Below are 23,319 nucleotides of genomic sequence, written 5' to 3' on the forward strand. Positions count from 1 at the left end.
ATGGAAGGAACACCAGCGTGAACAGCCTCGACATCAGGCCGCTCAGCGACGATGCGGCGACCACGCCCATGCTGGCCGAGCTGTTGATCGGGACGGTCGCCGCCGGAGGATCGGTCAGCTTCATGCATCCATTGTCGCCGGATGCGGCGCAGGCGTTTTGGCGCAACTCGCTTGCCGCTGCGGCTCGAGGTGAAAGGTCGGTGTTGGGCGCCTGGCAGGGCGAGGCGCTCGTCGGTACCGTCACGCTGCTTCTCGACTGCCCGCCAAACCAGCCGCATCGCGCCGAGATCGCCAAGCTGATGACGCGGCCTGAGCATCGCGGCAAAGGCACAGCGACCCGCCTGATGCGGACCGCGGAAGCTCTCGCCATCGAGAAGGGCAAAACCCTGCTGGTGCTGGACACGGCCAGCGAGGAGGGCGCTTCCGGCCTCTACGAGAAGCTCGGCTTCACGCTGGCCGGCGAGATCCCCGACTACGCGTTGAAACCGCATGGCGGACTGACCGGCACGCTCATCTACTGGAAACGGATCGGCGAGCCTGCCTAACCCTTGTGATGCACCTGTTGCAGCGCGTAGACCGGCGTCGCGATGCCTTCCATGCGCGCCTTCAGCTGCAGCGACAGGAACTGCGAGTAATGACGCGACTGGTGCAGGTTGCCGCCATGGAACCAGAGCGCCTCCTGCTGCGTCGGCTTCCACATGTTGCGCAACTCGCCTTCCCAAGGCCCAGGATCCTTGGTCGTGTTGGAGCCCAGACCCCAGCATTTGCCGACCTTGTCGGCGACCTCTCTTGAAATCAGGTCGGCCGCCCAGCCGTTCATCGAGCCATAGCCGGTGGCGTAGACGATGAGATCGGCCAGCAGTTCGGATCCGTCGGAGAGCAGGACGGAATGCGCCTTGATCTCCTTCACCTCGACACCGCTCTTCAATTTGATCGAGCCGTCGATGATCAGGTCGGAGGCGCCGACATCGATGTAATAGCCCGAACCGCGGCGGAGGTATTTCATGAACAGGCCGGAGCCGTCATCGCCCCAGTCGAGCATGAAGCCGGCCCTCTCCAGGCCTTTGTAGAAACCGGCGTCGCGTTTCTTCATCTCGGCATAGGCCGGGATCTGGAACTCGTGCAGGATCTTGTAGGGCAGCGAGGCAAAGACGAGATCGGCCTTGGCAGTGGTCATGCCGCTCTCAACCGCCTTTTCCGAATAGAGCGCGCCCAGACCGATCTCCATCAGCGTGTCCGACTTGACGATATGCGTGGTCGAGCGCTGCACCATGGTGACGTCGGCGCCGGCTTCCCAAAGGGCGGCCGCAATGTCGTGGGCGGAGTTGTTCGAACCGATGACGACTGCCTTCTTGCCGACATAGGCGTCGGGGCCGGGATGTTTCGAGGAATGATGCTGGTCGCCCTTGAATGTGTCCATGCCCTTGAAGCTTGGCATGTTGGCCTTGCCGGACTGGCCGGTAGCCAGCACCAGCTGCTTCGGCTGCAGCGTGATGTCCTTGCCATTGCGGCGCACCACCACGGTCCATTGCTTTTTCTTGTCGTCATAGACAGCGCTTTTGGCCTCGGTCGAGGACCAGTAATTCAGCTCCATGACCTTGGCGTACATTTCCAGCCAGTCGCCGATCTTGTCCTTGGGCGCGAAGACCGGCCAGTTCCTGGGGAAATCGATATACGGCAGATGGTCGTACCAGACCGGGTCATGCAGGCAGAGCGACTTATAACGCTTGCGCCAGCTGTCGCCGGCACGCTCGTTCTTCTCGACGATGATGGTCGGCACGCCGAGTTGCCGCAGACGCGCGCCGAGCGCGATGCCGCCCTGGCCGCCGCCTATGATGAGCGTGTAGGGCTGCGTCTTGAAGCCGAGCTCGGCGGCTTCCTTCTCGCGCTCTTCCTTCCAAGTCGGGCGATTCCGGCCATGGCCATGCTTGGCGCCGAGCGGGCGGTCGAAGCCGGCCGGTTCCTCATGGCCCTTGAGCTCGACCATCGTGGTGAGCAGCGTCCAGATCTTGCCGTCCTTCAGCCTGATGTGACCGAAGCCGCGCGCGACCTCCGTCTCGAAGCCGATCCAGCCGTCGAGCAGCCCGTCGTTTTCCGTGGCGTCTTCGCCCTTGGCTATCGCCCAGTTCGACGGTTTGGTCCTGGCCAATTGGCTCACCAGCATGTCGCGTACCTGGTCGCGGCCTTCCATCGTCTTGATGTTCCAGGTGAAGCTGACGAGATCGCGCCAGTAGCAATCCTCCTGAAAGCAGGCGACCGCTTTGTCGATATCGCCCGCGACAAGGGCCGCGCCAAATTTGTCGAGCAGGTCGGAAAGCTTCTTGTTGGGGGCCTTGTCGAGCATCGAATTTCCTCCATGATTTTTCCGGCCGCCTGGGATGAGCGAGCCTTCGCCGAAGCTTGAACGTCCGGCTTTGCGCAGTATCGCGGCAAACCGTGTGCCGCGTCACGTCGGCAAATAGTTTGGCGCGAATTCAGTGACTTATCGCGAAATCGCCGATATGGCCGGCGACTGGAGTTCGGCCATGCGTTGGCCAAACACGGTTGCAAACCAGTGACGGACATCGTCCTCGGCGCTGCTGAGATGGGCGCCGGAGGGAGCGGTCAGATAGTGCCCGGCGCCGCCCGACAGGGCAAATTCGGAAAAAGTCACCAGCGATCCGTCACGCAGCGCCGCATCGGCCAGCGGGCGTGAGCCGAGCACCATACCAGCACCGTGCCTGGCCGCCTCGAGCGCGGCGACGAAACTATCGAATTTATGCGTCGGTCCGAGGGTCGGGGCCATGCGGGCGGCAGCGAACCATTCGCCCCACATTTCGCGCGCGCCGACGACGGTGAGTTTCGGCAATTTCGTCCAATCCGGCACCCTGGCCAGGGCGGGCGTCGCCATCGGCGTCAGGGTCTCCCGGGTCAGGCGGTCGGCCTGCCGCCCAGCGAAGGAGCCGGTGCCGAAACGGATATCGAGCATGCCGGAGCGTTCGCCGTAGTCGGCCGGCGTGTGGATGGTCTCGATCTGCAGTTGGACATGCGGCAGGCTGTTTGCCATTTCGGGCAGGACCGGCGCGATCATCAACACGGCAAAGGAAATCGGCGAGCGGATCGTCACGTTCTGGATCGTCCTCGGCTCGAACAGTTCGCGCGTGCTGTTGCCGATCACGGCGAAGGCCGATTGCAAATGCGGCAGATAGGCCGCGGCTTCGGGCGTCAGTTCGACGCCGCGCGCCAGGCGGATGAACAAGGGATGTTTCAGCCGCTCTTCAAGCGAACGGATATGCTGGCTGACGGCCGCCTGGGTCAGGCCGAGTTCAGCAGCGGCCGCGGTGAAATTCGACAGCCGCGCGGCGGCCTCGAAACTGCGCAGCCAGTCAAGCGGGGGCAAGGGCAGTGCTATTTGAGCCATTAGATATTTATGACCATTGGCCAAAAAACGATAATTTGAATTATGTCTACCGTCCCGTCAACGTGCAACCGAAGCTCCGTTACCGGGGCGCAGCGGACAGGAACGGATCTTATGCTTACGCACGCGCTTATCGGCGATAAAGGCAAAACAATCGAACTTGGCTGGAAGGACGGCGCGCGTACCCGCTTTCATGCCATCTGGCTGCGCGACAACGCGCTCGACGACAAGACCCGCAGCGCCAGCAACGGCCAGCGGCTGATCACCATCCTCGACATTCCGGCCGATACGACGATCGATGCCGCCACGATCAAGGGCGATATGCTGGAACTCACCTTCGTTCCGGAAGGAAAGACGGTCAGCTTTCCCTCGGCGTGGCTGAGCGCCAACGCCTATGATCGCGACACCGCCGGTCAGGCTGGGTGGACCGGCAAGGATACCGTTCGATGGACCAAGGCCACGATGCAGCATTCGGTGCCGCGCGCCGGCTATGTCGCGGCCAGCCGCGACTGCGCCGTCTTGGGGCAATGGCTGGCGGCGGTGAAAACCTATGGCTTTGCCGTGATGGACGATCTGCCGGCGGAATCCGGAGCGCTTTGCAAAGTGTCCGACCTGTTCGGCTACATCAGGGAGACCAATTACGGTCGCTGGTTCGAAGTCCGCGCCGAGGTCAATCCGACCAATCTCGCCTACACCAATCTCGGCCTGCAGGCGCATACGGACAATCCCTACCGCGATCCGGTGCCGACGCTGCAGATCCTGTCCTGCATCGAAAATACGGTCGAGGGCGGCGAGTCGAGCGTCGTCGACGGCTTTGCTGTGGCGGCGGCGTTGCAGGCCGAAAACCCCGAAGGCTTCCGTTTGCTTTCCTCTTATGCGGCGCGGTTCGAATATGCCGGATCGTCCGGCGTGCGGCTGCAGTCGAAGCGCCCGATGATCGAGCTGGGGCCGGATGGCGAACTTCTCTGCATCCGCTTCAACAACCGTTCGCTGGCGCCGACGGTCGATGTGCCGTTCGACGCGATGGGCAAATATTACGCCGCCTACCGCCGGTTCGCAGAGCTGATCGAGGATCCTGCCTTCGAGGTGACCTTCAAGCTCGAGGCGGGGCAGGCCTTCATTGTCGACAACACTCGCGTGATGCATGCGCGCAAGGCGTTTTCAGGCACCGGCAAGCGCTGGCTGCAGGGCTGCTATGCCGACAAAGACGGGCTTTTGTCGACGCTTGCCGCGATCGAGCACCAGTTCAAGGAGGCCGCGGAATGAGCGGCCAGGATTTGAACGCCGACAATATCGTTGAATTCATCGCCGACATTTTCGAACGCCGTGGCGCCGAATCCTATCTTGGCGAACCGGTCACTATGTCGGAACACATGCTGCAGGGCGCATGGTTTGCCGAGCAGGACGGCGCGCCCGATGTGCTGGTGGCGGCAGCGCTCCTGCACGACATCGGCCACTATACCAGCGAGTTCGGCACCTATTCGCCCGACGATGTCGAGGACAAGCATCACGACGAAGCGGGCGGCGAGGTACTGGCGCCCTTCTTTCCGCCGGTCATCGTCGAATGCGTCAGGCTGCATGTCGCGGCCAAACGCTATCTCTGCGCCGTCGATCCGACCTATTTCGCCAGGTTGTCGCAGGCCTCGGTGCACACGCTGTCGCTGCAGGGCGGGCCGATGAGCGCCGAGGAAGTGGCCGAGTTCCGCAAGAACCCGTTCCATGAGGAAGCGGTGCGGGTCCGCATCTGGGACGAGGCCGGCAAGATCGCCAACATGAAGACGCGAAGCTTTCGCGACTACGTGCCGCTGCTGCAGCGGGTTGTCAGCGATTTCGCCAATCGAGGCTGAGCGCAATCAGCATCGTGGAGGGGCAAGCGATGTGTTTCCGCTTCGACGGGGAACGTGCCGTAAAGGCCCATGGGCCTGGCGAATGCCGGGAGCGCGTGCTGCCGGCGCGCTCATCCAAAGCCGCATCAAATGCTTCTCCAGGCAAGGTGAGCAAGCGGCGTCGCTCGCCCGGATCTGGACGAGCAGCGTTCGCCACTTTGCCCGTTGACAGCGGCGCGGAACCAATTCTATTGTCCGCCACCATGAAAACGGCACTCATTCTCGTAGGAAAGCGCGTGGGCAAGGCGGTGTAACCGCCGGGCGAAAACCCCCCATGCGCATCACACAGGCTCCCTCGGGGGCCTTTTTTATTGCCTGAAATCCAACTAAACGACCAGCAATCGCCAGACGGCGGACAGTACGGGACCAGACCGATGAGCAATGGACAAAACGAGCGGCGCGAGATGACGGGCGCAGAGATGGTGGTGCAGGCGCTGAAGGACAACGGCGTCAAGCATGTCTTCGGCTATCCGGGCGGCGCGGTGCTTCCGATTTACGACGAGATTTTCCAGCAGGACGACGTCGAGCACATTCTGGTCCGGCACGAGCAGGGCGCCGGCCATGCGGCCGAAGGCTATGCGCGCTCGACCGGCAAGGCCGGCGTCATGCTGGTGACTTCCGGCCCCGGCGCCACCAATGCGGTGACGCCGCTGCAGGATGCGCTGATGGATTCCATTCCGCTGGTCTGCCTCACCGGCCAGGTGCCGACCTCGCTGATCGGCTCCGATGCCTTCCAGGAATGCGATACGGTCGGCATCACGCGCCCCTGCACCAAGCACAATTGGCTGGTGAAGGACGTCAACGACCTGGCCGCCACCATCCACGAGGCCTTCCATGTCGCGACCACCGGGCGTCCCGGCCCGGTCGTGGTCGACATCCCGAAGGACGTGCAGTTCGCCAAAGGCATCTACGTGCCGCCGCAGACGGCGCCGCGCACCAGCTATCAGCCGAAAATCCAGGGCGACCTGGAGAAGGTGAAAGCCGCCGTCGAGCTGATGGCCACCGCCAAGAAGCCGATCATCTACAGTGGCGGCGGCGTCATCAATTCCGGTCCGGAGGCGAGCCATTTGCTGCGCGAGCTGGTCGATCTCACCGGTTTCCCGATCACCTCGACGCTGATGGGGCTCGGCGCCTATCCGGCCTCCGGCAAGAACTGGATGGGCATGCTGGGCATGCACGGCACCTACGAGGCCAACATGGCCATGCATGATTGCGACGTCATGATCTGCATCGGCGCGCGCTTCGACGACCGCATCACCGGCCGGCTCAACGCCTTCTCGCCGAACTCCAAGAAGATCCACATCGATATCGATCCGTCCTCGATCAACAAGAACGTCCACACCGAGGTGCCGATCATCGGCGATGTCGGCCGCGTGCTGGAAGATCTGGTGCGGCTGTGGCGGGCGACCGTCAAGGCCGACAAGAAGGCGCTTTACCCGTGGTGGGAGCAGATCGCGAAATGGCGCGCGCGGGATTCGCTCGCCTACAAGATGAACAGCGATGTGATCATGCCGCAATACGCCATCCAGCGGCTCTACGAATTGACCAAGGACAGGGACACCTACATCACCACCGAGGTCGGCCAGCACCAGATGTGGGCGGCGCAGCACTATCATTTCGACAAGCCGAACCGCTGGATGACGTCGGGCGGCCTCGGCACGATGGGCTACGGCCTGCCGGCGGCGCTCGGTGTGCAGATCGCCCATCCCGATGCGCTGGTCATCGACATCGCCGGCGACGCTTCGGTGCAGATGACGATGCAGGAGATGAGCTCGGCGGTGCAGTACAGGGCGCCGATCAAGATCTTCATCCTCAACAACCAGTATATGGGCATGGTGCGGCAGTGGCAGCAGCTCTTGCACGGCAACCGGCTGTCGCATTCCTACACCGAAGCGATGCCGGACTTCGTCAAGCTCGCCGAGGCCTATGGCGGCCACGGCATCCGTTGCGACAAGCCCGACGAGCTCGATGACGCGATCAACGAAATGATCTCGGTCAAGAAGCCGGTGCTGTTCGACTGCCGCGTGGCGACTTTGGCCAACTGCTTCCCGATGATCCCGTCGGGCAAGGCGCATAACGAGATGCTCCTGCCGGACGAGGCGACCGACGAAGCGGTGGCCAACGCCATCGACGCCAAGGGCAGGGAACTGGTGTAGGCAGCCGCCAAGGCAGGGCTGTCGCGAGAAGCCGTGCGTAAACAGAGAATTAGCTCAAAAGTCTGAAATCGAGATTCACCTCAATGAACGCACAGCACCTTCAACCGACCGGCTCCGCCTATTTCATCGCCAAGGAAACCGAGAAGCCGGAAACGCACACGCTTTCCGTGCTGGTCGACAACGAGCCGGGCGTGCTTGCCCGCGTCATCGGCCTGTTTTCCGGGCGCGGCTACAACATCGAGAGCCTGACCGTCTCCGAGACCGAACACGAGAAGCATCTGTCGCGCATCACCATCGTGACGCGCGGCACGCCGCATGTGATGGAGCAGATCAAGCACCAGCTCGAACGCATCGTGCCGGTGCACCGCGTCGTCGATCTGACCGTGCGTTCGCACGAGATGGGGCAGGAGCGGCCGCTGGAACGGGAACTGGCGCTGGTCAAGGTCGCCGGCACCGGCGACGCCCGCGTCGAAGCGCTCCGCCTGGCGGACGCCTTCCGCGCTTCGGTCATCGACGCCAACACCGAGCATTTCATCTTCGAGATCACCGGCAAGGGCTCCAAGCTCGACCAGTTCATCGCCATCATGAAGCCGCTCGGCCTGGTCGAGATCTGCCGCACCGGCGTGGCGGCGATGAACCGCGGCCCGCAGGCGATGTAAGCGTGCCGGCCGGCGGGCATGTCTTTGGCCCGTCCATTCTTTGCCGCTGGCTTTTGCGGGTTAGCCAAAAGGTCAATAAGGCTGACATATCTTTGAGGATGTCATGTCGCTCGACGCTTTTCTCGCTCTGTTGCTCTATGCCCTGGTGACTTCGATCACGCCAGGGCCGAACAATTTCATGCTTTTGGCGTCGGGCGTCAATTTCGGCATTGCCAGGACGATCCCGCACATGCTGGGCATCAGCATCGGCTTTTTCGTGCTGCTGTTGGCAGTCGGCTTCGGCCTCGGCGCGGTGCTGACGGCGTTTCCGGCGCTGCACACGGCTCTCAAGATCGCGGGTGCCGCCTATCTGCTCTATCTCGCCTGGAAGATCGCCATGTCGCGTTCGCTGAGCGGCAAGGGCGAGACCGAGGCCAAGCCGATGCGTTTCATCGATGCGGCGGCTTTCCAATGGGTCAATCCCAAGGCCTGGGTGATGGCGATCACCGCCATGGCCGTCTACACCAATCCCGATCACCCGTTCATCTCGGTGGCGCTGATCTCCGCAGCCTTCGCGATCGTCAACCTGCCCAGCGTGTCCATCTGGGCCGGATTTGGCACGGCGTTGCGCGGCTTCCTGTCGGATCCGACGCGGCTGAAATGGTTCAACATCGCCATGGGCGTATTGCTCGCAGCGACGCTGTGGCCGATGCTGAAATAGGGGCGGGGCTCATTGATTGGAGCAGATGCCGATCGGTGACTTGAATCTGATTTGCAGCCCTTGGAAATCGTTCCGCTTCAAGACACAATCATAGCGCCTAGCCTCTTTGGGGAGAGTCCGATGGAAAGCCACGAGCCGTTTTTACGCGAGGCGATTGCACTCTCGAAATCCGCGGTGGAACGCGGCGACGAACCGTTTGGCGCGGTGCTGGTGAAGGACGGCGACGTCATCCTGCGCGCCGAAAACAGCGTCTTCACCGGCCACGATATGACGAACCACGCCGAGATGAACCTGGTCAAACTGGCCGCGCAACAATACGACACTGCTTTTCTCGCGGACTGCACGCTCTACACCAGCACGGAGCCGTGCGCGATGTGCTCCGGGGCGATCTACTGGTCGGGCGTCGGGCGTATGGTGTTTGCGTGCTCTGAAGCGCGGCTTGGCGAGATCGCTGGGATCGGGTTGAACGTGCCGAGCCGGGCGGTGCTGCAAACCGGCGCGCGCATCGTCACTGTGGTTGGCCCGAACCTCGAAGACGAAGCCGCCGAGGTGCATCAGGAATTCTGGCCGAAGCATCTGGGCAAGGCTTAGACCTCAGCTTTTGGGGACTATGAAGGGCCTCGGCCGGCGGCCATTGCAGGCTGCTCACCCATTGTGCAGTGCACATTAAATCTTCGTAATGCCGCGTTTTGGCCCTTTTCCGCCAAAGCCTTGTCCTATCTATTCGGCGAAAATCGCGGCAAGGCGCCGTGAACCGAGCTAGAATAAGACCACCGGGTTCGGCGTGTCTGGTAAAGGGCATGGTGTCGATGCGCGGAAAAATCGCTTTTGCAGTCGTTGCTGTCGCCTGTCTGGCGGGCGCCGGGCTCTACTTTTCGCCCACGACGCTAGCCAAGGTCCAGCAACTGATTTCCGGCACGCAGGCTGACGCGGACAGAACGACCAGCGGCGACAAGACGGCCAAGGCCCCGGACAATTCAAAAGGCGAGACTGCAAAAGGGGGTGGCGCGCGTTCGGCATCGATCGTCTCCGCGACCGCCACGACCGCCGATTTCCCGATCCGCCGCTATGCCATCGGCTTCGTCTCCTCGCCGGCGGTGGTCTCGATCAATGCCCGCGTCTCCAGCCAGATCGTGTCAATCGACGTCAAGGATGGCCAGATGGTCAAGGCGGGCGATGTGCTGCTCCGGCTCGATGACCGCGCGCTGAAGGCGCAACTGGCCAAGGACCAGGCGACTTTGGCCAAGGACCAGGCCTTGCTCGCAAGCTCGAATTCCGATCTCCAGCGCGCCAAGGACCTTGTCGCCAAGCAGGCCGGCACCCAGCAGACCTACGACCAGGCGGTGGCGGCGCAGAAGGCGGCGGCCGCGACGGTCGATGCCGACAAGGCGACGATCGACGCCGACAATGTGCAGCTCGGCTTTGCCACCATCGCGGCGCCGATTGCCGGCAGGCTGGGCGCCGTCAACGTCTCGGTCGGCGACCTCGTCACGCTCAGCAACGGCAACTCGAGCACAGCGACGCCGCTGGTGACGATCACCCAGATGGACCCGCTGCAGGTCAACTTCAACCTGCCGGAAAGCAACCTGGCGCTGCTGCACGAGGCGCTGGCCAATCCGCAGCAAGGCGCGGTGACGCTGACCAAGGACGGCGCCCCGACGCCGATCGGCAAGGGCACGCTCGACTTCGTCGATTCCAGTGTCGACACCGCGTCGGGCACGATCGCCACGCGGGCGAGCATTCCCAATGCCGATCTGTCGTTGTGGCCTGGACAATATGTGAACGTCATTCTTGACGCCGGCATCATGCCGCAGATGACGTCCGTTCCGACGGTCGCCGTGCAGCCCAGTCAGAAGGGCCCGTTCGTCTATGTGGTTAAGTCCGACAACACGGTCGAGATGCGGCCGGTGCAGGTGGCGCTGACCGAGGGCGAAAACAGCGCCATCAGCCAGGGTCTGAAGAGCGGTGAGAAGGTCGTCACCGAAGGCCAGACGCGGCTGAAGGACGGTGCCGCCGTTCATGAAGGGAAGGCCACGGCGAGTGCAGCGGCGCCAAAGGTGGCTGAGGCGAGCAGCGCCGGCGGCGGGGCGGCCCAATGATCTCCGAATTCTGCATCCGCAGGCCCGTCGCCACCCTTTTGATGTCGTTCGCCCTCGTTCTGGGTGGGCTGTTCGCCTACAAATTCCTGCCGGTGGCAGCACTGCCGAGCGCCGAGTTTCCGGTCGTCAACGTCTCGGCCTCTCTGCCGGGCGCCTCGCCGGAGACGATGGCGACCTCGGTGGCGACGCCGCTGATCAAGCAGTTCGCGACGATCGCCGGCATCGATTCCATCTCGACCAGCAACTCGCTCGGCCAGACGTCGATCGCCATTCAGTTCGTGCTCAACCGCGACATCGACGCCGCCGCCGCCGACGTGCAGGCAGCGATCGCGCGCACCCAGAAGTCATTGCCGCCGCAGATGACGGCGCCGCCGAGCTACCGAAAAGTCAATCCGGCCGACGCGCCGATCCTTTTGATGTCACTGGTCAGCGACACGGTTCCGTTGACGGACCTCGACGCCTTCGCCGAAAACGTCATCTCGCCGTCGCTGTCGACCATTGACGGCGTGGCGCAGGTCTCGATCTTCGGCCAGCAGAAATACGCCGTGCGCATCCAGATCGATCCGACAGCGCTTGCCGCGCGCGGCATCTCGATCGACCAGTTGCAGGCGGCCGTCGCGTCCGCCAACAGCAACACGCCGCTCGGCGTCTTACAGAACAACAAGCAGCAGCTGACCATCACCGCCAACACCCAGCTGACCGACGCGGCCGGCTTCTCCAACCTCATCATTGCCACCAAGAACGGCCACCCGGTGCGGCTGGGCGAGGTCACGCGCGTCGTCGATTCCGTGCAGACGACGACGACGGCGAGCTGGTATGACGGCACCCGCGCCATCATCATGGCCGTGCAGCGCCAGCCCGACGCCAACACGGTCGACGTCGTCGACAAGGTCAAGGCGATGCTGCCGTCCTTCCAGGACCAGATGCCGGCCGCTGCCCAGATCAAGCTGCTCAACGACCGCTCGACCTCGATCCGCCAGGCCGTCGACGACGTGCAGTTCACGCTGCTGTTGACCATTGCTCTCGTGGTGATGGTGATCTTCGTGTTCCTGCGCCGGGTTACGGCGACGATCATCCCGGCCGTGGCGGTGCCGATCTCGCTGATCGCGACACTCGGGGCGATGTTTCTGTTCGGCTTCTCGATCGACAACATCTCGCTGATGGGCCTGACGCTGGCCGTCGGCCTAGTCGTCGACGACGCCATCGTCATGCTGGAAAACATCTTTCGCCACATGGAAGAAGACGGACTGTCGGCTTTCGACGCGTCGCTCAAAGGCGCGCGCGAAATCGGCTTTACCATCATCTCGATCTCGATCTCGCTGGTGGCGGTGTTCATCCCGGTGCTGCTGATGGGCGGCGTGATCGGGCGTATCTTCAACGAGTTCGCCGTGGTGGTGACGGTCGCCATCCTGGCATCGATGTTCGTGTCGCTGACCTTGACGCCGATGCTGTGCTCGCGGCTCCTGTCGGTCACCAAGGCCGATCGCGACAAGCATGCTCCCGGCCACAAGCAGGACCTCGTCACACGCGGCTACGACCGGGTCTTGAGCTTCTGCCTGCGCCACACCTTCCTGGTGTTCCTGGTGTTCATAGGCACCGCGGCGGCATCGGTGTGGCTGATCGAGATCTCGCCGAAGGGCTTCTTCCCGCAGGAGGATATCGGCCAGATATCGGTGACGACCATCGCGCGGCAGGATATCTCGTTCGACGCCATGTCCAAGCTGCAAGGGCAGGTGGCCAACGTGTTCTCGCACTCACCCTATGTCGACCATGTGGCGTGGTCGGCGGGCAGCGGCAACAATGCGCTCAACCAGGGACAGCTCTTCGTCCAGCTCAAGGGCAAGGACCAGCGGCCGGATATCGAAAAGGTGCTTTCGGATCTGCGCAAGCAATTGTCGGGCGTTGCAGGCATCGAGACCTACATGCAGCCGGTGCAGAATCTGAGGCTCGGCTCACGCTCGTCGGCCAGCGCCTACCAGCTTGTGGTTCAGGGCCTCGATACCGGCCTGACCGATCAGTGGGCGCAGAAGCTGAACGACGCGATGGCGGCCGACCATACGACCTTCACCGATGTCACCAGCGACCTGCAGAACAATGCGCTGCAGGCGTCGCTGGTGGTGGACCGCGACAAGGCCGCCCAGCTCGGCATCGACACCGACACACTGCGCTCCGCGCTCTACGGTGGGTTCGGCACCGACCAGGTTTCGACAATCTTCGGTTCGGCCGACAGCTACGAAGTCATCACCGAACTCGACCCCAAGATCGAATGGTCGCCCGAGCGCATGCTTGCCATCCAGATGCGGACGGCGAGTGGCTCCCTGGTGCCGCTTGGCGCCTTCGCCCGGGTCGACCGCACGGCCGGCGCCTTGACCGTCAACCAGCTCGGCCAGCTTCCGGCCGTGACCATCTCCTACAATCTGCCGCAGGGCGTGGCGCTGGGTGACAGCGTGACCCGTATCAATGCGCTCAAAGAGCAGATCGGCATGCCGACGGCGATCTCGACCACCTTTGCCGGCACCGCCAAGACCTTCCAGGACTCTCTCGCCAACCAGGGTCTGCTGGTCGGCGGCGCGATCCTGACCATCTACATCGTGCTCGGCATTCTGTATGAGAGCTTCATCCATCCGCTGACCATCCTCACCGGCCTGCCGTCGGCGGTGCTGGGCGCCGTCGTCGCCTTGCGCTTCGCCGGCATGGACCTGTCGGTCATCGCGGTGATCGGCATCCTGATGCTGATCGGCATCGTCAAGAAGAACGGCATCATGATGGTCGACGTCGCGCTTGAGCTCCGACGAGAAGGCATGTCCGCCAAGGACTCCATTCACAAGGCCTGCCTGATGCGCTTCAGGCCGATCATGATGACGACGCTGGCAGCACTGATGGGTACGTTCCCGATCGCGCTCGGCACTGGCGCCAGCGCCGAGTTGCGCCAGCCGCTGGGCGTCGCCGTCGTCGGCGGCCTGCTCGCCTCGCAGGCGTTGACCCTGTTCGTGACACCGGTGATCTACGTCTACATGGAGAATTTCTCGGGCTGGCTGGTCGGCTTGTTCTCGAAGAAGAGCCAGCCGAATTTGCAGGCTGTGGAGGGGGAGATTCAGCGCTCCCTGTTCGATAATGACGAAGGCCGGATCGAACCGCAAAAGACAGCGGCCGAATAATCGGCAGCTGGCCCAAATCCCGGTGCTTGCCGCGCGAAGCGGGTGATCCTAATTTCGCGTCATGTCCCATGATCATGACCACGACAACGAGCTCGATCCGTTTGCGGCGCGTGTGCGCGCGCTGGAAACGATACTCACGCAAAAGGGCCTGATCGATCCGGCGGCCATCGACGTCATCGTCGACACCTACGAGACCAAGATCGGCCCGCGCAACGGCGCGCGCGTGGTGGCCAAGGCCTGGGGCGATCCGGCCTATGCCGACTGGCTGAAACGCGATGCGACGGCGGCGATCGAAGCGCTCTCCTATTCCGGCCGCCAGGGCGAGCACATGCAGGCGGTGTTCAACACCGAGGAGACGCACAACCTCGTCGTCTGCACGCTGTGTTCCTGCTATCCGTGGTCGGTGCTCGGACTGCCGCCGGTCTGGTACAAGGCGCCGCCATACCGGTCGCGGGCGGTGATCGATCCGCGCGGCGTGCTGGAAGAATTCGGGCTGACGCTGCCGGCGGAGAAGAAAATCCGGGTCTGGGATTCGACCGCCGAGCTTCGCTACCTTGTGGTGCCGATGCGTCCGGAGGGCACCGAGGGCTGGAGCGAGGAGCAGCTCGCCGAGCTGGTGAGCCGGGATGCGATGATCGGCACGGCATTAGCGAGGGCGCCGGCATGAACGGGCCGCAGGATCTTGGCGGGCAGATGGGTTTCGGACCGGTCGCGCCGGAAAAAGACGAGCCCTATTTCCACACCGACTGGGAGAGGCGGGCGCTCGGCGTCACGCTGACCGCCGGGTCCATGGGGGCCTGGAACATCGACGAAAGCCGGCACGCGCGGGAATCGCTGCATCCTGCCGTCTATTATTTCTCGAGCTACTATCAGATCTGGATCAAGGCGCTGGAAGTGCTGTTGAAGCGGCACGGCTTCGTGACGGAGCAAGACCTTGCCGCCGGCAAGGCTGTCGACCCGGCAGCGACGCCGAAAAGAATGCTGAAGGCAGCGGACGTGCCGGCGGTGCTCGCCAAGGGCGGGCCGTGTGATCGCCCAGTCGCTACGCCGGCACGCTTTCGGGCCGGCGATCACGTGCGGACGAAGAATTTCAATCCCACCGGCCACACGCGCCTGCCGCGCTATGCGCGCGGCAAGAACGGCAGCATAGAAGCCGTTCGCGACGGCTTCGTCTTTCCCGACAGCAATGCGCATGGCAAGGGCGAAAATCCGCAATGGGTCTACACAGTGGTCTTCGACGGTGCCGAGATCTGGGGCGAGGATGCGGACCCGACATTGACCGTCTCGATCGATGCCTGGGAGAGCTATCTTGAGCCGGCATGAGGGCGCTCTGCCATTCGCCGAACCGGTGTTTTCGGAACCATGGCAGGCGGAAGCCTTTGCCATGACGGTGGCGTTGCACGACAAGGGCTTGTTCTCGTGGAGCGAATGGGCGGAGGCTCTGTCCGCCGAGGTCAAGAGGCCGGGCGCAGCAATTGACGGCCATGATTATTACGAGCATTGGCTGGCGGCGCTGGAAAAGCTGCTGGCGGCCAAGGGGATCGCCGGCAAAAGCGAGGTGGACGAGCTGGCGGCAGCATGGGAACGCGCCGCGCACGCCACGCCGCATGGCAAGCCGATCCTGCTGGGGAACGATCCGGGGGTCTGACCGCAGGTTGCCAGTAGTGGGACAAGTTTAGGCTTCCGTTATCTCAATCTGGATTTGGGCCCGATATTCGGTTGCAAATATCGGAACCGCCTGCAACCGTGCGGTCATTATGGAAAAACCTGCCGCACCATGGCCGTTGCTGCAAATCGTGATCGAGCCGAAGTCCAGGGCCGACGAGCAGAAGCTTGGCGCCGCCTTGTCGACGCTGGCGGAGGAGCGGCCTGACTTTGAGGTGAAATGGGACGAGGAAGCTGGCCAGACGATCATCGCCGCGATGACCGAGCTTGACCTCGACGTCATCGTCTATCGACTGCGCAATGAATTCGAAGTCGCGTTGAAGGTCTGGGCTCCGCAAGTGGCGTACCGCGAAACGATTACTCACGCCCGCGAACAGGACTATACGCATAAGCGGATTTTCGCCGGCCAGGGACAGTTCGCTCACGTCAAAATCCTGTTCGAGCCGAACGGGCGCAATGCGGAGTTTGTGTTTCTCTCGAAGATCGCCGGCGGTTCGGTCCCCGAGGACTATGTCGTGGGGATCCAGGCCGGTTTGCGCAGCATCCTGTCCTCCGGTCCCTTCGCGGGCTTTCCGATGATCGGCATCAAGGCAACCCTGGTGGACGCGGCCCATCGCGACACCGACTCCTCGGCGTCCGCTTTCGAAATCGCCGGCCGCGCCTGTTTCCGTGAAGCCGCACCCAAACTTGGCGTACAATTGCTCGAACCGATCATGAAGGTCGAGGTGGTGACGCCGGAAGAGTATGTCATCGGCATCGTCGGCGACCTGCACGGCCGCCGCGGTCTAGTCCAGAGTCCGAGAACCCGCAGCGAGGCCATCGTCATCCAGGCGAAGGTGCCGCTGGCCACCATGTTCAAGTACGTCGATAACCTGCGCTTGATGAGCCGGGACCGCGCGGCCTACACGATGCAGTTCGACCACTACGAGCCCGTTCCGAGGGCTGACCGCGACCCGCCGCCGGCAGCGGCTGCCTACGCCTGACTTTTTCTTCGTCAGAACCAACCAAGGCTCTGTGGCTTTGTTCTCTTTACGTTCCAGTTCGCGGCTGATAGCCTGACTTTGTCGGAGGCGCCAGCGATCGCCACCGACAACCGTCGACGTGGCGGCCAATCTTGTCTTTCGCTTGCGAATCCGGTCTGTCGCACTGATGGAATTTTCTCCCCAACAGGATGAAGCTCTGAAAGCGGTCGCGCGCTGGCTCAAGGAAGGCCGGCCGCAGATCTTCCGGCTGTTCGGCTATGCCGGCACCGGCAAGACGACGCTGGCGCGCTACTTCGCCGAGCATGTCGACGGTCAAGTGCAGTTCGCCGCCTTCACCGGCAAGGCGGCGCAGGTGCTGCGCTCCAAGGGGGCGACCAACGCCCGCACCATCCATTCGCTGATCTATAGGCCCAAGGGCGAGGAGTCGGTGGAGGATGAAGTGACCGGCAAGACCTCGATGACGCCGACTTTCTCGCTCAACCGGCAAAGCCCGATCGCGCGCGCCAAGCTCGTCGTCATCGACGAATGCTCGATGGTCGACGAGCAGCTTGGCCGCGATCTGTTGAGTTTCGGCACGCCGATCCTGGTGCTTGGCGATCCGGCGCAGCTGCCACCGATCTCCGGGGGCGGCTTCTTCACCGAGCACGAGCCGGACGTGCTGTTGACCGAAATCCACCGCCAGGCGCGCGACAATCCGATCATCCGGCTGGCGCTCGACGTGCGCGAGGGCCGTGAATTCATGCATGGCGATTATGGCTCGGCGCAGGTGATCGGCAGGGAAGGCGTCACGCAGGAACTGGTGATGAAGGCCGACCAGGTGCTGGTCGGCACCAACCGCACCCGGCGGCGCTACAACCAGCGTCTGCGCGAGCTCAAAGGGTTCAATGCCGATTATCCACAGGCTGGCGACAAGCTTGTCTGCCTGCGCAACGATCCGGCCAAAGGCCTGCTCAACGGCTCACTGTGGAAGGTGATGACCTCGTCGCGCGAGACGGTAAAGCCCGGCATCAACCTTCTAGTCTCGCCGGAAGAAGACGATCCAGACCGCGGCGTCGCCAAGATCAAGCTGCTCAAGGCCGCGTTCGAGGATCCGGATGCCGAGATCCCTTGGCAGCAGAAGAAGCGTTTCGACGATTTCGACTATGGCTATGCGCTGACCGTGCACAAGGCGCAGGGCTCGCAGTGGAACGATGTCGTGCTGTTCGATGAGAGCTGGGCCTTCAAGGAGACGCGGCAGCGCTGGCTCTACACTGCCATCACCCGCGCCGCCGAGCGGCTGACGGTCGTTCGCTAGGCATCGGCCTTGCGCCAAGCCATTGCCAGGCGGCTTCTTCATCATCGCTGCCGAAGTGCTTGAATTCGAAAGGCAATGGCCTGGGGAAGAGGGCTGCGGCAGACGGGTCCGCTCTTCCAATGACCACGCAGCGAACGATATGTTCCAATGCGTCTGCCACACCTTGCGTGAGCGTGTCCTGCGCAATGTTGGCCCAATCGACGCTCTCCTCGTCCGTCAGCCGCACCAGCACGTCGAGCCTCGGGTGGAGAGCGTAGGCGGCCTCCAGCAGGCCGAACAGGTTTTCCGCATCGGCCGGCGAAACATCGCCGACAACATCAATGGCGAAAAGCGCGTCGCGGTCAGTGTCGATACGGCGTATCGCCGGTACGGCTTCGAGGAAGTTCACTGGCAATTCCTTGCGTTGGCCACCATATCTTCTGGAACACCCGAAACCCTCTATCTGTTCCCTTCAAAGGCGGTATAGATGCCCGCCGACCCACTGGACTTCGTTCATGCCCGCAAAGCTTTCGGTCAATCTCAACGCCGTCGCCATGCTGCGCAACCGCCGCGACCTGCCATGGCCGAGCGTCATCGGACTTGGAAGGATCGCGCTTGCCGCCGGCGCGCATGGGCTGACGGTGCACCCGCGCCCCGATGAGCGGCATACGAGGAATTCCGACCTGCCGGAAATAAGGGCGCTGATCGACGACGAGTTTCCGAAGGCGGAATTCAACATCGAAGGCTACCCGACCGAGGATTTCCTGGCGCTTGTCGAGAAGAATCAGCCTGAGCAGGTGACGTTGGTACCCGACGATCCGGCGCAAGCGACGTCCGACCATGGCTGGAACTTCGTCGCCGAGGCCGCGTTCCTCACACCGATCGTCAAGCGATTGAAGAAAGGCGGCTTTCGCGTGTCACTGTTTTCGGACGCCGATCCGGCCGGTGTGAATGCCGCGCGCGACACCGGCACCGACCGTATCGAGCTCTATACCGGCCCCTATGGCGGGTTTCATTTCGATTCAGCCAAGGCGGCCAAGGAGTTGGAACAATTGGGAAAAACCGCCGACGCCGCGGCAGCTGCCGGGCTTCAGGTCAATGCCGGGCATGACTTGACCGTTGGCAATCTGCCGCCGCTCGCCAAACGTATCCCGGCATTGGCCGAAGTATCGATCGGTCATGGGTTGACAGCCGATGCGCTGGAGTATGGCATGGCGGGCACGGTTGGGCGGTTCTTGAAGGCCTGTGGATGGTAGGGCGAGAAAGCCTTGCGTAACTTTGGCGGTTATCTTGGTTCTCGCAGGTTGCGGCGACCTCTGGCCATCGTGAATCGGGTAGAATGGGGTCCATGGTGCTAGCCAACGCCAGCAGCGATACGGAAGCCCTGCAGCAATCGAGCCATGCCGGAACCGGGCAGCATCAAAGCACCAAGCTTCTGATGCTTGGTGCGCTCGGCGTCGTCTATGGCGACATCGGCACCAGCCCGATCTATGCGTTTCGCGAGGCACTGCATGCTTCCGGCAGCGTGGTTGCGCGCAACGACGTGCTTGGCGTTTTGTCGCTGATCGTTTGGGCGCTGACGATCATCGTCACCGTCAAATATGTCGCCTTCGTGCTGAGAGCCGACAATAAGGGCGAGGGCGGCACGCTATCGCTCATGGCGCTTGCCCGCAGCGCCTATCCGCCAGGATCGAAGCTCATCCTGGTGATCGGCCTTTGCGGTGCCGCGTTGTTCTTCGGCGATTCGATCATCACGCCCGCTATCTCCGTGCTTTCGGCGGTGGAAGGCCTGGAGGTCGTCACGCCGGCGCTCGACGCCTATGTCGTTCCGATTACGCTTGTTATCCTGGCAGTGCTTTTCGCGGTGCAGCGCTTTGGCACCGCCAAGGTGGCAACCGTGTTCGGGCCGGTCACCGCGACATGGTTTTTGGCAATCGGCGCTGCCGGCCTCTACCATATCGTGGACGATTGGTCGGTGCTGCTGGCGATCAACCCTTACTATGCGGTCCACTATCTGGCGACCACCCCGACAGGCGCCTTCGTCACCGTCGGCGCTGTCTTCCTGGCGGTGACCGGCGCCGAGGCGCTTTATGTCGACCTCGGCCATTTCGGCCGCAAGCCGATCGTGATGGCCTGGTTCGCAATCGTCTTCCCTTGCCTGCTGCTCAATTATTTCGGCCAGGGCGCGTTCGTGCTTTCGCATGGCGGCAAGCCGACCAACCCGTTCTTCCAGATGCTGCCGGAATGGGCGCTGATGCCGATGGTGGTCTTGGCGACGGCGGCGACGGTCATCGCCAGCCAGGCGGTGATTTCCGGCGCCTTCTCGCTGACCAGGCAGGCCGTGCAGCTCAACCTCCTGCCGCGTATCGAGGTGCAGCATACGTCAGAGATGCAGAGCGGGCAGATCTACATGCCACGGGTCAATCTGCTGGTCGCGCTCGGCGTGATGCTTTTGGTCGTCGGCTTCGGCAGCTCGAGTGCGCTGGCCTCCGCCTATGGCATTTCGGTCACCGGCGAGATGCTGATGACGACGATCCTCCTGTTCGTCGTCATGCGCTGGCGCTGGAAGTGGCAGGTGGGGCTCGCACTGGCGCTGGTGATACCGTTCGGCGTCATCGATCTTGGCTTCTTCTCGGCCAACGTTGTCAAGATCGTCGAAGGCGGCTGGGTGTCGATCACTGTCGCATCGCTCATGGGGTTGATCATGTGGACCTGGATCCGCGGCACCCGCTACCTGTTCGACAAGACCCGCCGCAACGAGATCCCGCTCGATTTCCTGGCGGCGAACCTGTTGAAGAAGAAGCCGCAATTGGTCTCCGGCACCGCCGTGTTCCTGACCAGCGATCCACTGAGCGCGCCGACGGCGCTGATGCACAGCCTGAAGCACTACAAGGTGCTGCACGAAAAGAACGTCATCCTGTCGGTGGTGACGGCGCAGCAGCCGGTGGTGCCCGACAGCGAGCGGGTCAAGATGGAAACCGTCAACGAGCTGTTCATGCGTGTCACACTGACCTTCGGCTACATGGAACAGCCCAACATCCCGCGCGCGCTGGCCATCTGCCGCAAGCAGGGCTGGAAGTTCGACATCATGACGACCTCCTTCTTCCTGTCACGGCGCTCGCTCAAGGCCTCGCCGAATTCCGGCATGCCGGTCTGGCAGGACCGGCTGTTCATCGGGCTGGCGCGCACGGCGGCGGATGCGACCGAGTATTTCCAGATCCCGACAGGGCGCGTGGTCGAGATCGGTACGCAGGTCGCGATCTGACGGCTTCGATCCGCCCTGGGATGAAGCCCTTCGTCCGTTCCGTATATGAACAAGCCCTGCGTCGGCGACATGGGAGCCCTAACGCCGGGGCACTTGATATTGCACTGCAGCAAGCGTAGAGCACCGCGCGTTTATCGGAGTGTCCTACATGGCTCTTGCCAGTGGTGGTGCGGAGGCGGAACCCGTCGACCAATCCAGCCATCCAGAGATCGAACAGCATAGCACCAAGGTGCTGATGCTGGGCGCGCTTGGCGTGGTCTATGGCGATATCGGCACCAGCCCGATCTATGCGTTCCGCGAGGCGCTGCATGCGTCCTCCGGGGGCGATGTCGCCAACCGCGCCGACATTCTCGGCGTGCTGTCGCTGATCATTTGGTCGCTGACTATCACCGTCACGATCAAATACATCATGTTCGTGCTGCGCGCCGACAACCGCGGCGAAGGCGGCGTGCTGTCGCTGATGGCGCTGGCGCGCGGCACTTTCGCGGCGCGCTCGGCAATCGTACTTGGCATCGGCATTGTCGGGGCATCGCTATTCTTCGGCGACGCCGTGATCACGCCGGCTATTTCAGTGCTGTCGGCGGTCGAAGGCATGAATGTCGTCACGCCTGCCTTCCAGCCCTATGTCGTGCCGCTGACGCTGCTCATTCTGGCCGTCGTGTTCGCCGTGCAGCGCTTTGGCACCGGCGGCGTCGGCCTGGTGTTCGGTCCGGTCACCGCCATCTGGTTTCTCGCCATCGGCCTTTCCGGACTGAAGCACATCGTCTCGGATCCGGAAATCCTGTGGGCGATCAGCCCGCATTACATCGTGGCCTTCTTCATCAATTCGCCCGACGTGTCTTTCGTTACCGTCGGCGCCGTCTTCCTGGCCGTTACCGGCGCCGAGGCTTTGTACGCCGACCTTGGCCATTTCGGCCGCAAGCCGATCGTGCTGGCGTGGCTGGCGATCGTGTTTCCCTGCCTGCTTTTGAACTATGCCGGGCAGGGCGCCTATGTGCTGGCCAAGGGGGGCACAGTCGGTCATCCGTTCTTCGAGATGAATGAGGGCTGGGCGCTGATCCCGATGGTGGTGCTGGCGGCGGCGGCGACGGTCATTGCCAGCCAGGCGGTGATCTCCGGCGCCTTTTCGCTGACCCGGCAGGCCGTGCAGCTCAACATGCTGCCGCGGCTGGAAATCCTGCATACGTCGGAGAGACAGTCCGGCCAGATCTACATGCCGCGCGTCAACATGCTGCTGGCGGTGGTGGTGATGCTGCTGGTGGTCGGCTTCGGCGAGTCCAGCAAGCTAGCTTCCGCCTATGGCATCTCGGTGACCGGCAACATGCTGGTGACGACGACGCTTTTGTTCATCGTCATGACGCGCATCTGGAAATGGAACATCTGGCCGGCCGCCGCCCTGACGGCGGTGTTTGCGTTCATCGACATCGGCTTCTTTGCCTCCAACATCGTCAAGGTGTTCGAAGGCGGCTGGGCCTCGCTGGCGGTGGCTTTCGCCATCATCCTCGGCATGTGGACCTGGGTGCGCGGCAGCCGCTACCTGTTCGACAAGACCCGCCGCAACGAGATCCCGCTCGACTTCCTGGCAGGGAACCTGCTCAAGAAAAAGCCGCAGCTGGTTTCGGGCACCGCCGTGTTCCTGACCAGCGATCCGCTGAGCGCGCCCACCGCGCTCATGCACAGCCTCAAGCACTACAAGGTGCTGCACGAAAAGAACGTCATCCTGTCGGTGGTGACGGCGCCGCAGCCGGTAGTGCCCGACAGCGAGCGGGTGAAGCTCGAGGCTGTCAACGAGCTGTTCATGCGCGTGACGCTGACCTTCGGCTATATGGAGCAGCCCAACATCCCGCGCGCTTTGGCCATCTGCCGCAAGCAGGGCTGGAAGTTCGACATCATGACGACGTCCTTCTTCCTGTCACGGCGCTCGCTGAAAGCCTCGCCGAATTCCGGCATGCCGATCTGGCAGGATCGGCTGTTCATCGGCCTGGCGAAGACGGCGTCGGATGCGACGGAATATTTCCAGATCCCGACCGGACGTGTGGTAGAGATCGGTACGCAGGTCGCGATCTGACGGAAGCTCG

General features: G+C 62.8%; 19 protein-coding genes and 1 pseudogene. 17 read left to right on the forward strand and 3 right to left on the reverse strand.

Annotated features, from left to right (window positions below; translation table 11 throughout):
• Positions 1-68: 68 nt before the first annotated feature.
• Positions 69-545: a GNAT family N-acetyltransferase gene (locus AB6802_RS12280; protein WP_371010475.1), complete on the forward strand. Its 477-nt coding sequence runs from the start codon at positions 69-71 to the stop codon at positions 543-545.
• Here the strand turns inward: AB6802_RS12280 and AB6802_RS12285 are convergent.
• Together AB6802_RS12285 and AB6802_RS12290 are read right to left on the reverse strand one after the other, a co-directional pair.
• The gene (locus tag AB6802_RS12285) at positions 542-2,344 is read right to left on the reverse strand and encodes an NAD(P)-binding domain-containing protein (protein ID WP_371010359.1); all 1,803 of its coding nucleotides are present in this window, start codon (positions 2,342-2,344) and stop codon (positions 542-544) included. The two genes, AB6802_RS12280 and AB6802_RS12285, sit on opposite strands and share 4 nt — an antisense overlap.
• Positions 2,345-2,482: 138 nt before the next feature.
• Positions 2,483-3,400 carry a LysR family transcriptional regulator gene (locus AB6802_RS12290; RefSeq protein ID WP_371010360.1) on the reverse strand — a complete coding sequence of 306 codons (918 nt, stop codon included), beginning with the start codon at positions 3,398-3,400 and terminating at the stop codon, positions 2,483-2,485.
• A 111-nt stretch (positions 3,401-3,511) separates the two neighbouring features.
• Here AB6802_RS12290 and AB6802_RS12295 point away from each other — a divergent pair, with 111 nt between their 5' ends.
• The 13 genes and pseudogenes from AB6802_RS12295 (at position 3,512) to AB6802_RS12355 (ending at position 17,997) form a co-directional block, all read left to right on the forward strand.
• Positions 3,512-4,663 carry a gamma-butyrobetaine dioxygenase gene (locus AB6802_RS12295; protein WP_371010361.1) on the forward strand — a complete coding sequence of 384 codons (1,152 nt, stop codon included), beginning with the start codon at positions 3,512-3,514 and terminating at the stop codon, positions 4,661-4,663.
• A complete protein-coding gene (locus AB6802_RS12300; RefSeq protein ID WP_371010362.1) occupies positions 4,660-5,244 on the forward strand; it encodes an HD domain-containing protein in 585 nt (194 codons plus the stop codon). Before AB6802_RS12295 ends, AB6802_RS12300 begins: the two co-directional genes overlap by 4 nt.
• 413 nt (positions 5,245-5,657) lie before the next feature.
• Complete coding sequence (locus AB6802_RS12305) at positions 5,658-7,439, forward strand: acetolactate synthase 3 large subunit (RefSeq protein WP_371010363.1); 1,782 nt, start codon at positions 5,658-5,660, stop codon at positions 7,437-7,439.
• An 83-nt stretch (positions 7,440-7,522) separates the two neighbouring features.
• A complete protein-coding gene (ilvN, locus tag AB6802_RS12310) occupies positions 7,523-8,098 on the forward strand; it encodes an acetolactate synthase small subunit (protein ID WP_371010364.1) in 576 nt (191 codons plus the stop codon).
• Positions 8,099-8,201: 103 nt separating this feature from the next.
• Positions 8,202-8,798: a LysE family translocator gene (locus AB6802_RS12315; RefSeq protein WP_371010365.1), complete on the forward strand. Its 597-nt coding sequence runs from the start codon at positions 8,202-8,204 to the stop codon at positions 8,796-8,798.
• Positions 8,799-8,918: 120 nt separating this feature from the next.
• A complete protein-coding gene (locus AB6802_RS12320) occupies positions 8,919-9,389 on the forward strand; it encodes a nucleoside deaminase (protein ID WP_371010366.1) in 471 nt (156 codons plus the stop codon).
• Between the two features lie 218 nt (positions 9,390-9,607).
• Entirely contained in the window at positions 9,608-10,897 is a 1,290-nt protein-coding gene (locus AB6802_RS12325) for an efflux RND transporter periplasmic adaptor subunit (RefSeq protein ID WP_371010367.1), read from the forward strand.
• Positions 10,894-14,055 carry an efflux RND transporter permease subunit gene (locus AB6802_RS12330; protein ID WP_371010368.1) on the forward strand — a complete coding sequence of 1,054 codons (3,162 nt, stop codon included), beginning with the start codon at positions 10,894-10,896 and terminating at the stop codon, positions 14,053-14,055. The genes AB6802_RS12325 and AB6802_RS12330 overlap by 4 nt, the downstream gene beginning before the upstream one ends.
• Positions 14,056-14,116: 61 nt before the next feature.
• Entirely contained in the window at positions 14,117-14,722 is a 606-nt protein-coding gene (gene nthA / locus AB6802_RS12335; RefSeq protein WP_371010369.1) for a nitrile hydratase subunit alpha, read from the forward strand.
• The gene (gene nthB, locus AB6802_RS12340; protein WP_371010370.1) at positions 14,719-15,378 is read left to right on the forward strand and encodes a nitrile hydratase subunit beta; all 660 of its coding nucleotides are present in this window, start codon (positions 14,719-14,721) and stop codon (positions 15,376-15,378) included. The genes nthA and nthB overlap by 4 nt, the downstream gene beginning before the upstream one ends.
• On the forward strand, positions 15,365-15,703 hold the full coding sequence (locus tag AB6802_RS12345; protein WP_371010371.1) for a nitrile hydratase accessory protein: 339 nt from the start codon (positions 15,365-15,367) through the stop codon (positions 15,701-15,703). Before nthB ends, AB6802_RS12345 begins: the two co-directional genes overlap by 14 nt.
• An 85-nt stretch (positions 15,704-15,788) precedes the next feature.
• Positions 15,789-16,703, forward strand: a pseudogene (gene fusA / locus AB6802_RS12350) (elongation factor G); the annotation flags it as partial.
• A gap of 166 nt (positions 16,704-16,869) precedes the next feature.
• Positions 16,870-17,997 carry an ATP-dependent RecD-like DNA helicase gene (locus AB6802_RS12355; RefSeq protein ID WP_371010372.1) on the forward strand — a complete coding sequence of 376 codons (1,128 nt, stop codon included), beginning with the start codon at positions 16,870-16,872 and terminating at the stop codon, positions 17,995-17,997.
• On the opposite strand, the gene AB6802_RS12360 is transcribed toward AB6802_RS12355, so the two are convergent.
• Positions 17,960-18,385 (reverse strand): STAS/SEC14 domain-containing protein, encoded by a 426-nt coding sequence (locus AB6802_RS12360; protein WP_371010373.1) that lies wholly within the window; start codon positions 18,383-18,385, stop codon positions 17,960-17,962. The two genes, AB6802_RS12355 and AB6802_RS12360, sit on opposite strands and share 38 nt — an antisense overlap.
• Before the next feature lie 106 nt (positions 18,386-18,491).
• Here AB6802_RS12360 and AB6802_RS12365 point away from each other — a divergent pair, with 106 nt between their 5' ends.
• From AB6802_RS12365 to AB6802_RS12375, 3 genes are all read left to right on the forward strand, one after another.
• Entirely contained in the window at positions 18,492-19,232 is a 741-nt protein-coding gene (locus tag AB6802_RS12365) for a pyridoxine 5'-phosphate synthase (RefSeq protein ID WP_371010374.1), read from the forward strand.
• A gap of 92 nt (positions 19,233-19,324) precedes the next feature.
• Positions 19,325-21,241, forward strand: a complete 1,917-nt coding sequence (locus tag AB6802_RS12370; RefSeq protein ID WP_371010375.1) for a potassium transporter Kup — start codon at positions 19,325-19,327, stop codon at positions 21,239-21,241.
• A 148-nt stretch (positions 21,242-21,389) separates the two neighbouring features.
• The gene (locus AB6802_RS12375) at positions 21,390-23,309 is read left to right on the forward strand and encodes a potassium transporter Kup (RefSeq protein ID WP_371010376.1); all 1,920 of its coding nucleotides are present in this window, start codon (positions 21,390-21,392) and stop codon (positions 23,307-23,309) included.
• The last annotated feature ends 10 nt before the right edge of the window (positions 23,310-23,319 follow it).

Origin of the sequence: Mesorhizobium sp. RCC_202 (assembly GCF_041355295.1) — a bacterium.
GTDB lineage: Bacteria > Pseudomonadota > Alphaproteobacteria > Rhizobiales > Rhizobiaceae > Mesorhizobium.